This window comes from Alteromonas sp. 5NS40-0096 (assembly GCF_057544385.1).
Genome location: NZ_BAAJLQ010000003.1, coordinates 103,952 through 116,562, shown reverse-complemented (window position 1 = coordinate 116,562; position 12,611 = coordinate 103,952). Strand labels below are relative to the sequence as shown.

Sequence of the window (12,611 nt, the reverse complement as noted above, 5' to 3'; positions counted from 1 at the left end):
CCTTATTGTTAATTTTATTTCTGGATAAAAATAACGACGCGAGTCATGCACAAAAAAGCCGGGCTAAACCCGGCTTTCACACTATTTTTTATTGCTTGTTTTTCACATGCTTTTCCAGCCATTCATCTTGTTCCCACAGCATATGCAAAATACTTTCCTTTGCTCGATAGCCGTGGGACTCCTTGGGCAACATGACCAGCCTCGCCGTTGCTCCTAACCCCTTGAGTGCATTAAAATAACGCTCACTTTGCATGGGGTAGGTCCCACTATTATTATCGGCTTCACCGTGAATGAGGAGTAGCGGCGTCTTCATTTTATCCGCATGCATAAATGGCGACATCGTGTAATACACCTCAGGCGCATCCCAATAGGAGCGTTCCTCAGATTGGAAACCAAAGGGCGTCAATGTTCTATTGTAAGCGCCACTTCGCGCGATTCCCGCCGCAAACAGATCCGAATGAGACAATAGATTCGCAACCATAAAGGCGCCATAACTATGGCCACCGACGGCAACGCGCTCAGGATCGATAACACCTCGCTCATTAACGGCATCAATTGCCGCTTTTGCGTTATCGACTAGCTGAGAGCGAAACGTATCGTTGGGCTGAGCATCGCCTTCTCCAACAATCGGGAAGGCGGCATCATCGAGCACTACATAACCTTTGTTAACCCAGTAGATTGGGCTGCCCCAATAGGGATAGGTGAACTCATTGGGGTTCTGCGTATTTTGTGACGCACTATTTTGGTCTTTAAATTCTCTCGGATACGCCCACAAGATCATAGGGTACTGCTTACCTTCTTCATATCCGACCGGCAGATACAAGGTGCCAGATAACGCTAAACCATCTTGCCGTTGGTATTGAATCACTTCTTTCTTCACATTCTGTATAGCCTTGAAAGGATTGTCGAAGAAGGTGATCTGCTGCAATGTATCGGCTTTGATATCTCTGAAGAAACGATTGGGAAATTCGTTTTTTGATTCGATACGCACCGTTAATCGGTTTGTGTTCGCATTGTAATCACTCAAGCGTTCCAACTTGTCAGTGAACTGTGATTGATACAAACGCTCCGTTTTCAAAGTCGTCAGATTGAGGCTATCCAAGAAGGGGAACTGACCTTCATCTGAGAAGCCATCGCCAATCAAAAACACGTTACCGTCCTCGAACGCGAGTACCGACTTACCATAACTATTGCGTTCAGTGACAAAACTCCCTGGGTCTTTGTACGCATTTTGATAATTTCTATCGTGAATCACTTTAGGGGTGACGGCACTATCTGATGGGTCAAAAATATATGATTTTGTGTTTCTCGTGTTCCACCAGTAGTCTTGGGCAATGGCATAGTTTTCGTTAGCCCAATCAACGCGATAAAAACGATTGATGGTCTTCAACAAACGTCTTGGCTCTCCGGAAAAAGGCGCGGTTAACTCAAAGACTTCATCGCGGTAGTCGACTTGGTTTTCGGGGTCCCCACCATCTAGTGCTTTCGCAAAAATTACAGTTGCAGGCTTATCATTGCGCCACTGAATACGTCTACGCCCTTCTCTGACTGCCATAAAACCTTTCGGCAAGTCTTCGATAAGCGGCACAGCCACAATGGTTTCAACCTTTTTACCACTCGCGCTGTAAGCTGCAGTTTCGGACGGAAAGCGGTTGTATTGTACAAGGTAACTGAATGGTTTTTTATACTCAGTAACAAGCACGTATTGACCGTCTGGTGAAACGCTAACAGAGCCATACATGCCGGCTTTAAGCCAAATTTTTTGTTTACCTTTCAGTGACACTTTGACGAGTTCAGCTCGGGTTAACTGCTCAAAATTGAACTCGTCATTCTCGTTTTTCAACAAGTCTTGATACGTTCGGTTTTGCGCCTTTTTTCCATCGCTGACAGATACCGTTGGTCCGGTTGGTGTTGCTAAGGCGGTATCGATAAGTTGTTTGCGATCGTTAGGTACCATTTTGACTAGCAAGGACTTGCTGTCTGCAAACCAGTTGATCGCATCACCCATATTGGCGTTCACATTCGGTTTTGTCAGTTGTTTGGCTGAGGCGTTTTTTACGTCAATGACCCAGACTTCAACGCCGTTTGGCGTTTTATTAGTTACCGCCATGTAAGCCTGATTAGGCGACCAAGTAAACCCCGACAACCGTGGTGACTCAGGCAACCCTTCAATCTCGACAGTCTGATTGGATTGGATCCGTCGAATCTTTATATCATTGTAGAAGGTCGTTCGGCTGCCAATATTATTATTGGGGTCGATTCGCAGCCCACCGAGACGCAACTCTTTCTCAGACAACTCTTCGATTGTTTTGTAATTGTCGCGAAACAATAATAGCGCCGTATCTTGCCTTTCGTTCATTAAAAAGTAAGGCGCTAATTTTACGTCAACCAGCTGCTTTATCTCTTCTGATGGCGTTTGGTATTCAACCGCAGCGTTCACTGTCATTGTGGAACTCCAAAACAAAGTGGCAATTCCCATTGCCAGAAAAAATCGCTTATTGGCCATAACTTGTCCTTAATGTCTTTGTATCTGATTTGACTATTCAACCACTGTATACCTTGTTTGGATTTATCAATGAATACGCATTTCGTAAATAAAAGTTTCTACCATACTTATTCCAACAACAATGTGGACTGTGTTTGGCGAGTGTGCAAGAGATTCTTTAGCAAGAACCTTGTAACAAGGTTTCAATTAAGAGGCGAGATACAGCCGCCGGTGATGTGATTGGATGTATTGTAAAAGGCTAAAGCTTATAAAGAGCTGAGCTTTAGCCTGCGGCTGATGATAGACGTTATCACGAAACAATGTGCAACTAATCGGCTATCGTTTAGCTAGGCAAATACATGGCATAAAGGCCTTGAGTCACACCATTAGTCCACCCAAAACCATGTTGAACTTCATATTCCCCCCCTGTGGCGGATTGAGCAGGATGCACAAGGTCGTACTTTTCCATTAACGTATGATGTTCATCGAAGTAATGCTCAACTGTGTGGAGCCATCGCATGGCAATATCTTTGGCAAGGTCAAGGTATTGATAATGGTTCAAGCCCTGTACAGCGAACCAGTGCAGCGGTGCCCAACCATTGGGAGAGTCCCACTGTTGCGGGCTATCAGACAGAGTGGTAATTAGCCCTCCCGCTTTCAGAAAGCGGCTTTGTATTACACTTGCGATCTGTTTGGCTTGTTGCTCGTCAGCCAACCCAACGTACATGGGTAATACCATGGCCAATGAATACACCGTTGAATGATCTTGCTGTGCTAAATCATAGTCAAAATAGACACCATCAACACTAGACCAACAATACTTTTGAATAGCGTGCTTGCGCTTGGTTGCAAGCTCAAACCAAAGCGCGGCATCTTCGCTTGAAGATAGCCTTTGGTGTAGTTGGCCTATCGTCTTTTCTAGCGCGTACAGTAAACAATTCAAATCGATAGGAACGATGTTTGTCGTTTGGATAGTCGTTAAATCTTCGGCATCGCGAAGCCAACGGGTACTAAAGTCCCAACCAGATTCGCAAGCAGCTCGAATGTTGACATAAAAATCAGCCTGCTTAGCTTCCGTCATTGATAGGGTAGCTTCTACGTCTTCTCTGTAAGACTCGGGACGAGGCGTTGCATCATCATCCCAATATCGATTCAACAATTCGCCATCAGGCATGCAAACGACTCTCATGCCTACCCCCTCTTCTTTAGCTTGTTGGGCGCCTCGCATCCAAAATTGGTACTCAGTATCCAAAGCTGAGATAAAAGACTTCACCCTATCCGTTGAAGTTGTGGGCTCAAGAAGCAAATCGACCAACAACGCGAGTACCGGGGGCTGAGACCGAGAGTGATAGTACGCTCTATTACCATTGGGTATATGCCCAATGGTCTTTTGAAGGTGCACAAAGTTGTCAAACAAGTTGTTTATCAACGCTATCTGTCCAGATTCTTTTAACCCCAGTGCAGTGAAAAACGTATCCCAATAATAAATTTCTCTGAATCTTCCACCAGGAACGACATAGCCATAATTCAGCGGCAATAACGACCCACCTGTGTACTCGTCTGGTCGGCGAATCAGTTGTGGCCACAATTTGTGAATATAAGACGCGACAGAATCCTCTTTGCTAAATTGCGGTTCTTGCATCGGTTGAGGCAATAAAAAATGCTTCATGACAAACGCACTCAGTGCGTTGTTATCGTCGCGAATAGTCGTTTCATAAGCTTCGAGAATGGAGGTCAACTCTCGCTTAGGGATGGCGTCAGCAAAGGTTTTACTGTCGCTGAAAATTCCCGACATTTGGACGTCGTGAAACAGCTGACTGGAGAAAAACAACTGACTGTCATTTAGGTTTTTACTTACTTGCATATCACACACTAATTCTATTCAACAACAGACGACGACGCCGCCACTTTTCGAAACCCGATTAGGGTTAATACGATGCCTATGATGGGAACCAATAAAGTGTAAAAGGCTTGTTCACCACCAAAAATTTCGAACAACCACCCAATGAGTAACGAACCTGAGGTGCCGCCGAGAGCGGAAAAAATGACGATCAAGCCTGTCATTGCAGCATGATTGTGTTTAGGTAGTGAACTCAGCATCACAGAGTTCAATATGGGATAAATCGGCGCCATCAATAAGCCGATAAGTGGCAATAAGTATGCAGCAATAGGCGCCTGCCACAGATGCTGAATACCTTGAGTATCCGCTCCATCAGCTAATGGTAGCGAGAGTAATATCAATGCCATCATCAACAATGCGCTGATCACCAGAAATGGAAACCAACTCACATACCTAAGTACTTGCCCGGCACATAGGCGTCCAAGGGCGATAGAAAACGCAAACAAACTGGTGATTTGCACGCTCACACTGACCGGCAACCCCAATACTTGGTTGTTAAACGTTGGCAACCAGCTACCAATTCCTTGTTCAACCAATACATAGAGAAATATTGATAGAACGAATATGAGTACCAATGGTTGGTACGCGAGTTTCAACATATCAGTGAATGCTTGAGCAGCGGAGGTATTAACCTGACTCGCATCAGGGCGCTGAATTGGCGATACCAAAACCAGTACAGCGCTCGCCGCGACTACCGCCGAAAGCAAGTAGTACACAGACATCCAGCTAGTTGCGCCCGGCTCACTACCATCAATAAAAAAGCTAAACACCCAATATCCACTCAATACGCCAAGCATAAAGATGCCCTCTATCGTATTGAGTAAAGCTGAGTGGGATTTTGTGCTATCAGTGAGTTGGCCAACCATGGCGTAAACAGAAACTTTGGCTAGCGCAAATGCCGCACCGATAACGGCAAAAAGGGCTTTTACTGCGGCGAATTCTGCCCACAAAGGCACCACTAAGCAGACTGATGCAACGGCAACGAGTGAGATGAGCAGTGCTATCTTGTAACCAATTCTTGGAATGAAAGAAGCGACAGCGAAAGAAACAAAAGCGATAGAGAGATCTTTAAACCCCTCGAGAGACGCTGCTGACGTTTTTGAGATATCAAACGTATTGATGGATTGCAGTATTACCGTACCAACGCTATTGAGCAGAATAGCGAAGACGAAATAACAAAACGCGATAGCGGCAATGATTAACAGACGCGGCATAATACCACCTTAAATCTCGAACTTACATCGAGTCTAACGTGCCATTAACAATTTTGCAATCGTTTGCAAAAAATCTTTAAACAAAAACTGAATTCGCTTTGTTAAGAGGATTTTCGCTTTACCAGTTCGATATCGACAGTTTGAGAGTGAGCGTTTTGGCCATTGAGTTGATTCAGTAGTTGCTCGACCATGACTTGTGCCGCATTTCGAGTATTCTGACGTACCGTAGTCAATGCTGGGTGAAACAGTTCAGCCATTGAAATGTCGTCAAAGCCAACAATTGCTACTTCACCAGGAATCGCGATATACCTTTCTTTCAGCGCTTTCATTGCCCCTAAAGCAACCATATCACTCGACGCGACAATACCGTCAAAATTCAAACCGTTTTTGAGAATCACTTCGCTTACTTTATCGTAGGCGGCCTGACTCGTGATATCGATAGACAACGTTAGGCTGCATGCAATATCGAGGTTTGCCTCTTCATGGGCCTGTACAAACCCTTTGTAACGTTCGGCCATCTCGGCATGTTCGGGATCACCCAAAAATACTAATCGCTTGTGGCCTTGGGCGATCAAATGCTGCGTAGCTAAATAACCACCCAAACGATTATTACTGCCAACAATCGGGTACGTTGAGTCGGTGTTTGGGTCTCCCCATACGACTAGTGGGGCCCCCGCTTTTGCAGCGTTTACGGCTTTTTCGTCACTTTTTCCCTGACCTACAACGATCAATCCATCAGCCCGAGAGCTACCAATAAAATAGTGATACCAGTCATCCGACGCCATAAAAGAATTCGACAGTAGAAGCTCGTAGCCTTTGTCGTTCAAAGCTTGATTTAAGTCTCCGACCACTTTCAACAAAAAAGGGTCGTTGATACTTTGTTCGGTGTGTTCGATGAGATTGAGTATCACCGCCACCACCTGAGTACGCTGCGTTCTCAAGCGGCTAGCAGCCGCATTCACACTAAAATTGTGTGCTTTTGCCAGGGCTTGAACTTTTTCTCGCGTCGACTGTTTGATGACTGGGTTATCGTTCAATGCTCGAGAAGCGGTAGAGGTGGAGACACCAGCCAGTTTCGCCAAATCGGATAAGGTAAGTTTTCTTTCAGGCTTCAAAATTTAACAGTCTTTGCACATATCATTACAAAACTATATCGCTTTTCACCTCATTTGCCTACTTAATCTGTCAAATGCGCCTCGCCGAAAATTAGCACTCAGGCCATATAAATCAATAGATTGCCATTAAACGTCACCAAATCATCCATTTGATTTGTAAACAAAATGATAAAAAAATTACAATCGATTGCAAAAACACTTTGCAATCGATTGCATTTTGGCATATTTTGAAAATGCAGGGTGAAACACACCCCATTTATCTGGGGCGAGTTTACCTTTGTGAAGGATTGCGCTATTACCATTGAATGGCTGTTATTCTCAGCAAAGATAAATGCGCCCAAGTTAGAACAGAGTCATAACGGGACACAAACATGAAAACCAGATTAACGCCTCTCTGTATTGCCGTAATCAGTGCTTTTACGATGCAAAGTACCGCCTATGCGCAAGATGCAGCTGAAAACGAAAGCAGCGAACTAGAACGTATCGTCGTAACGGGTACTCCAAGCGGCACGCCTGTGAGAAAAGTCGATACCAGTTTCGCCATCACTAATATGTCAGAGGATGATATAAAACGCTTAGCACCAAAGAGTACTGCTGATATTTTCAAAGCCGTACCGGGTGTATGGGCAGAATCATCAGGCGGGGTATCTGGGGCCAATATCTTTGTACGCGGTTTTCCTGGCGGTGGCGACGCTCCGTTTGTCACCGTGCAGCTACAAGGTGTACCTATTTTCACACCACCCACTTTGAGTTTCCTTGAAAATTCAACACTATTCAGAATGGATGAAACCATTGAGTTCATGGATGCGTTGCGCGGCGGTCCAAACTCAGTACTGTCAAATGGACAACCAGGGTTAACGACCAACTTCATTCTAAAAGAAGGGAGCGAAGAAACCGAAGGCCTTATCAAGTACACGGGATCTGATTACGATCTACAACGTATTGATGGCCTAGTGAGTGGCCAACTCGCCGAAGATTTATATTTCATGGCTGGCGGTTATGTGTCTCGCTCTCCAGGGATCCGTGACACAGGTTTTGATACCGAAGACGGTAAGCAATTTACCGTTAACATCACGAAAGAGCTCGATAACGGAAAATTCTCTATCTTTACTCGTGTGACTGATGATCACGGCGTATGGTATTTGCCTAGCGCGTTAAACGCCGCGGGTGTCGACAACAGTTACGTGCAATTAGGCCCATTGAATCGTCAAGCAAGTATTCAATTCGGTCCTGATGGTGAAAGATTAGATATTGATTTAGGTGATGGGCGTGGTTGGAAAGGCTCGGTCACTGGCGGCAACTTACAACTTGACCTTGGGGATGGCTGGACCCTTGTAGACAAATTCGCTTATACCGAAGGCGATGCCAATACATTTGGCTTAGTGCCTGAAGGCGGCGCGGTAAAACTGTCTACAGTGGCTGACAATGGCAGTACCGCTATCGGCGCCGTCACGGGCACGGAATACGACGGAGACACCGATGTTCAGCAGTTTGGTCGTTGGGTTGTTCTAAAAGAAATCGAAGGGTTTACTAATGATCTCGCCCTGACCAAAGACATTGGTGAAGGCAAAGTGACAGTGGGTTACTTCACAAGTTCATTCTCTGCCAATGATTGGTGGTCACTTGGCAACCAAGCCTATCACGTGGTTCAAAGTGGCGGAGAGCGCCTAACGGGTATTGCGTGTAACGACAACGATGACAGTTGTACATGGAACTATGACATCAATAGTACGGGAGACGGTTCAACTGAGGCCATATATGCCGCCGTCGATTACAACGTCACAGACACTTTAACCCTTGATGTTGGTATTCGCAGCGAAAACCATGAAATCAATTATACGGTTGACGAGGGCCTTGACGGTGTTATCACTAAAGCCGTGCAGTATGACGAAAGAGAAACAGCCTGGACACTAGGCGCAAACTGGCAGTTCCAGCGCAATATGGGGGTATTCTTCCGCGCGAGTGAAGGTTTTAAGATGCCTTACTTTGATGACTTTAGAGACAACTTCGGCGCATTTAGCGACGGGGAAGATCTCATTCAGCAAGTCACACAGTATGAACTTGGCTTTAAAATGGCAGAACAAAACTACAGTGTCTATGCCACAGGATTCTTTAATGAAGTGGAAGGCGATACTTTCGTCGCTCGTCCGGGAGCACCAGCAGAGATTCTGACCAACGAAGCCTATGGTATCGAGTTGGATTTGGCGTACTATGCAGACAATGGTTTCTCCATTACATTAAATGCCACGGTTCAGGAAACAGAGATAACGGCTAGCCCTGCCAATGTAGGGAATGAAGCACAACGTCAGCCTGGTTGGCAAGTACGCTTAACCCCGAGTTATGACTTTGAGTTCAACAGTGTTGAGTCAACGCTTTATGCCACTATTATCGCGGTAGACGACAGGTTCGGAGACAATGGTAATACTGTGGTACTTGAGGGCTATGAGCAAGTCGATGTGGGTTTAAACATGTACCTCACTGAAGAGTTACAACTGCAATTAAATCTACAGAACTTGACTGATGAGGACGCCTTAACAGAAGGCGATCCAAGAAATCCTAGCTCTCCTAATGGCCGCTTCATTTTGCCAAGAAATGCAACGGTTAGCCTGAGCTATCAGTTCTAACACTTTCCTTTGAATGACTTTTCACATCCTCAAATCGCACGACGGTTTGGGGATGTGCTGATTTGCCTCCCTGTATTTGAGCTTTGCTTTACCCTTCCGATTCCTTTAGTGTTGAATATTCGTTTTCTTTTTAATGAATATGAATACTTTCGATGATCTTATCTGCGACCCAACTGCTGAAATGTTTGCGTACATTGTTTCTTTTTATCTGTACTGCAGCAGTTGCTATTGTCTGTCAAGCACGCACGCTTCCCGCTTTACCTGAACCCGTTTCTAACAATGCCGTTGCCAGTGTTACGTTCGACGACAAGCACTATCTATTCTCGTTTATGGGCTTAGGGCAAAACAAAAGTGATAAGGACGTGCACAACAAGGCATGGCAACTTGTCATCGACAACAAGGGGCAAACCACAAAATGGCAGAGTATTCCAAGCGTGCCTTCTTCACTTGCACTCAAAGGTCGACTTGCCAGTGTTGCCGTTGGTATGAACCAATCTGTGTACATCTTTGGTGGCTACACCGTAGCTGAAGATCACAGCGAAATCAGTACGCCAGACGTTTATCGGTATGACGTTCGTTCCAAGCAATATCACGCGTTAACAGCCATGCCTGTTCCCGTTGATGATGCTGTCGCCATTCCCTATCGCGATCGTTATATTTATCTCATATCGGGATGGCACAACGACGGCAATGTGAATCTAGTCCAAGTTTATGACACCCAATCCGATACGTGGCAGCAGGCCAGCCCTTTTCTTGGCGCCCCAGTATTTGGTCATGCTGGCGCGATCGTAAACAATACCATCGTCGTCTGTGATGGTGTTGCCACCATTGCAAGGATGAATAAACGCCGCACCTTCGCGGCAGAAACAGCGTGCTACAAAGGGCTAATCAGTGCGGATGATCACAACCGAATAGATTGGATGACCCTCTCTCACCCTACAGGTGTTGCCCGTTATCGTATGGCCAGCGGCGGGAACGAATCTTCAAAACGGATACTGTTCCACGGTGGAGCTACCAATCCCTATAATTATAATGGCGTCGGCTATAATGGTGATCCAGCCGAACCTGACGATCAGTTGTGGGTCTTCGATACCCAAACCAATAAGTGGCATGTTTCGCAAACTCAGGCCACAACGATGGACCATAGAGGGCTATTAAAAGTGGGTGACCAGTGGGTAGTCATTGGTGGAATGGGGCCGAATCAAACGGTTTTATCAAGTGTTACGCCCGTCACAGTCGACAAATAGGGAATTTTGCTCATGTTCAATCTTATCTTTCGCTCGTTCGTGTTTGCTATCGCGATTTGCCTGCTAAGTGCTTGTGATACGCAGCCACAAAAAACCGATTCGATGCTACGCAGGGAAAAAGCTGACGTCGATGCACTCGAATATGTCAACAAGGCAAAAAATTTGGTGACACAATCGGTACTGACGTCACCTTCGGAACATTTGGATGAACTAACATTGGCTAAACAGGCAGTATGGTCAGCCAAAAATGTATATAAAGAAGCGCGTATTTTAAATTGGGATAACCCTCAACTGGTCGAACTCGACAGTACATTGTTGTCGCTCAATCAAAAACTGGCTCAATCAAGTATCGATGCCCTATCCCTTGCTCTTGATAAAACACGGGAATTTAAACAGGCGAAAATTGAAGTAGAAACGCTGCCAGTTTACGACAACACTGTTGCTAAACAAGGATTACAACGCTCACTAGTAGCGTTCAACCAAGATCTCAATGCGTGCTGTATACAAAAAGCATCCACGATCAATCGTTTTTTACAAGAGCAGAGAAAACAATATCGCGGTCTGATTAAACTCAATCACAATGCCTTGCTGTATTTAAGCCAATATGTTCAAGATGAAATGTCAGAACGTGAGATCAGAGATATGATAGCGGAGGCGCAACTAGCGCTTAAACAGCAAACGTTAGAACAAGCCAATTAGTGGCTGGTTCTAACGTTCTTCGGTTATTCAGTGAACGGGTCCTGCAACCGCTTCAACAGATTGCTTCAACTCAGGCCTAAGGCCAAGTTCAAACGCGACCTCAGCTACAACAAATAAAGGGCCAATCGCCAATCCCATTAGGTCGTCTACAAACGCAGGTTTTTTGCCTTCGTAATAGTGACCAATAAATTGAAGTACCCAGCCGCCAACAAAAATGCCTATGGACAGTAGTAGCCAAACTGGTGTACTTGAAAGCGCAACTGCCTGAGCAACATAGAGCAAGGCCCCCGTCAGTAACGCCATAACAATGCCAAAACGCAAGTCTAACTTGAAGTAGAAAACATTCCCGACAATCCAAACCACAAGAGCAGGGCTCAATAACAGATCGCCAATCAACGGAAGGTTAGCTGTGCCAAAAACAGGGCGGCTTAACAAGCACAGCAAAGAGAATACAATTAATGGAATACCCGCATAGTGGGTCAAAATGTTTCGTTGATCTCGGTGATACTGAGCATATTGGCCTAGATGCTGTTCAATCGTTTTCATAACCGTACCTATTTGAAAAATTCGCTACCCTTCGAGCATACGACAAGATGGCAGCACATACTGTCACCTAGATGACATTTAGGAAGATGGAAAGGCAATGTCATGTAAAGCGTTTGCATCCAGCACTACAATTTTCCCATAGGCCAACCTAACAATTTGCTCCTGTTCAAACTGTTTCAATAGCTGGTTTGTTTTTTGTCTAGACAAAGAAAGCAGTTGCCCCAGCTGTTGCTGAGGAATCGCAATTTCAACCTCCACCTCTTCACTGCTGTGATAGAACAATAGCAGCCTCCTCGCCAGTCGAACGCTAGCAGACGGTAAACTTCTATCTTCTAGATTTTGGAATACCAACCGCATCTTAGATGTTAATAGCGTGCCGAATAAACGCCACCAACTGGGGTCTTCTTGCGTCAATACATGCAAATAATTCGCCGAAAGGAAGAGTAATATGGACGGTTTTAATGCCACAACATCATGGGTTCGGTCTTGCTTATCAAATAAGGCAATTTCGCCAAACCATTGACCCGGTTCAATGACAGTTAAACCAATTTCAGCTCCAGATATATCGAGGCCGCTGATCCAGAGGCCCCCTTGAAGTAAAACATAGATCCCATCAAACGGGTCGCCTCGCCGAAAAAGCATATCTTTGGCATTTAGCTGGCGCATGCGACAGTGAGACAAAAGGTCTCGCTGCTTTTGTTCTGGTAAGCTTTGAAACCACTGGCTAACGTGAGCTAGTTGCTCCTGTGTAATGTTGACGGTTTTATCTGTCATGTTAGAC

At 45.4% G+C, this 12,611-nt stretch carries 9 protein-coding genes; 3 read left to right on the top strand and 6 right to left on the bottom strand.

Annotated elements, in window-relative coordinates; all coding sequences use genetic code 11:
• Positions 1 to 88 precede the first annotated feature (88 nt).
• The 4 genes from AC27G9_RS10480 to AC27G9_RS10465 all read right to left on the bottom strand — a co-directional run bounded on the left by AC27G9_RS10480 (position 89) and on the right by AC27G9_RS10465 (position 6,714).
• Positions 89 to 2,506, bottom strand: a complete 2,418-nt coding sequence (locus AC27G9_RS10480; RefSeq protein ID WP_487073884.1) for an alpha/beta hydrolase family protein — start codon at positions 2,504 to 2,506, stop codon at positions 89 to 91.
• A gap of 322 nt (positions 2,507 to 2,828) precedes the next feature.
• Entirely contained in the window at positions 2,829 to 4,349 is a 1,521-nt protein-coding gene (treF, locus tag AC27G9_RS10475) for an alpha,alpha-trehalase TreF (RefSeq protein ID WP_487073882.1), read from the bottom strand.
• 14 nt (positions 4,350 to 4,363) lie between these two features.
• The gene (locus AC27G9_RS10470; RefSeq protein ID WP_487073880.1) at positions 4,364 to 5,599 is read right to left on the bottom strand and encodes an MFS transporter; all 1,236 of its coding nucleotides are present in this window, start codon (positions 5,597 to 5,599) and stop codon (positions 4,364 to 4,366) included.
• A 101-nt stretch (positions 5,600 to 5,700) separates the two neighbouring features.
• Entirely contained in the window at positions 5,701 to 6,714 is a 1,014-nt protein-coding gene (locus AC27G9_RS10465; RefSeq protein ID WP_487073878.1) for a LacI family DNA-binding transcriptional regulator, read from the bottom strand.
• A 371-nt stretch (positions 6,715 to 7,085) separates the two neighbouring features.
• Here AC27G9_RS10465 and AC27G9_RS10460 point away from each other — a divergent pair, with 371 nt between their 5' ends.
• The 3 genes from AC27G9_RS10460 to AC27G9_RS10450 all read left to right on the top strand — a co-directional run bounded on the left by AC27G9_RS10460 (position 7,086) and on the right by AC27G9_RS10450 (position 11,284).
• Entirely contained in the window at positions 7,086 to 9,338 is a 2,253-nt protein-coding gene (locus AC27G9_RS10460) for a TonB-dependent receptor (protein WP_487073876.1), read from the top strand.
• A 152-nt stretch (positions 9,339 to 9,490) separates the two neighbouring features.
• Positions 9,491 to 10,585 (top strand): Kelch repeat-containing protein, encoded by a 1,095-nt coding sequence (locus AC27G9_RS10455; RefSeq protein ID WP_487073874.1) that lies wholly within the window; start codon positions 9,491 to 9,493, stop codon positions 10,583 to 10,585.
• Between the two features lie 12 nt (positions 10,586 to 10,597).
• Positions 10,598 to 11,284, top strand: coding sequence for a hypothetical protein (locus AC27G9_RS10450; RefSeq protein ID WP_487073872.1), 687 nt, complete (start codon positions 10,598 to 10,600; stop codon positions 11,282 to 11,284).
• Positions 11,285 to 11,311: 27 nt separating this feature from the next.
• Here the strand turns inward: AC27G9_RS10450 and AC27G9_RS10445 are convergent, their stop codons facing one another.
• Both AC27G9_RS10445 and AC27G9_RS10440 read right to left on the bottom strand, forming a co-directional pair.
• Positions 11,312 to 11,830, bottom strand: a complete 519-nt coding sequence (locus AC27G9_RS10445; protein ID WP_487073870.1) for an Mpo1 family 2-hydroxy fatty acid dioxygenase — start codon at positions 11,828 to 11,830, stop codon at positions 11,312 to 11,314.
• A gap of 78 nt (positions 11,831 to 11,908) precedes the next feature.
• On the bottom strand, positions 11,909 to 12,604 hold the full coding sequence (locus AC27G9_RS10440; RefSeq protein WP_487073868.1) for a Crp/Fnr family transcriptional regulator: 696 nt from the start codon (positions 12,602 to 12,604) through the stop codon (positions 11,909 to 11,911).
• Positions 12,605 to 12,611 lie beyond the last annotated feature (7 nt).

Excerpts from the sequence above, each read along its gene's own strand:
- AC27G9_RS10470 (WP_487073880.1), bottom strand. The coding sequence starts at position 5,599 with ATGCCGCGTCTGTTAATCATTGCCGCTATCGCGTTTTGTTATTTCGTC.
- AC27G9_RS10460 (WP_487073876.1), top strand. The coding sequence starts at position 7,086 with ATGAAAACCAGATTAACGCCTCTCTGTATTGCCGTAATCAGTGCTTTT.
- AC27G9_RS10445 (WP_487073870.1), bottom strand. The coding sequence starts at position 11,830 with ATGAAAACGATTGAACAGCATCTAGGCCAATATGCTCAGTATCACCGA.
- AC27G9_RS10480 (WP_487073884.1), bottom strand. The coding sequence starts at position 2,506 with ATGGCCAATAAGCGATTTTTTCTGGCAATGGGAATTGCCACTTTGTTT.
- AC27G9_RS10440 (WP_487073868.1), bottom strand. The coding sequence starts at position 12,604 with ATGACAGATAAAACCGTCAACATTACACAGGAGCAACTAGCTCACGTT.
- treF (WP_487073882.1), bottom strand. The coding sequence starts at position 4,349 with ATGCAAGTAAGTAAAAACCTAAATGACAGTCAGTTGTTTTTCTCCAGT.
- AC27G9_RS10450 (WP_487073872.1), top strand. The coding sequence starts at position 10,598 with ATGTTCAATCTTATCTTTCGCTCGTTCGTGTTTGCTATCGCGATTTGC.
- AC27G9_RS10455 (WP_487073874.1), top strand. The coding sequence starts at position 9,491 with ATGATCTTATCTGCGACCCAACTGCTGAAATGTTTGCGTACATTGTTT.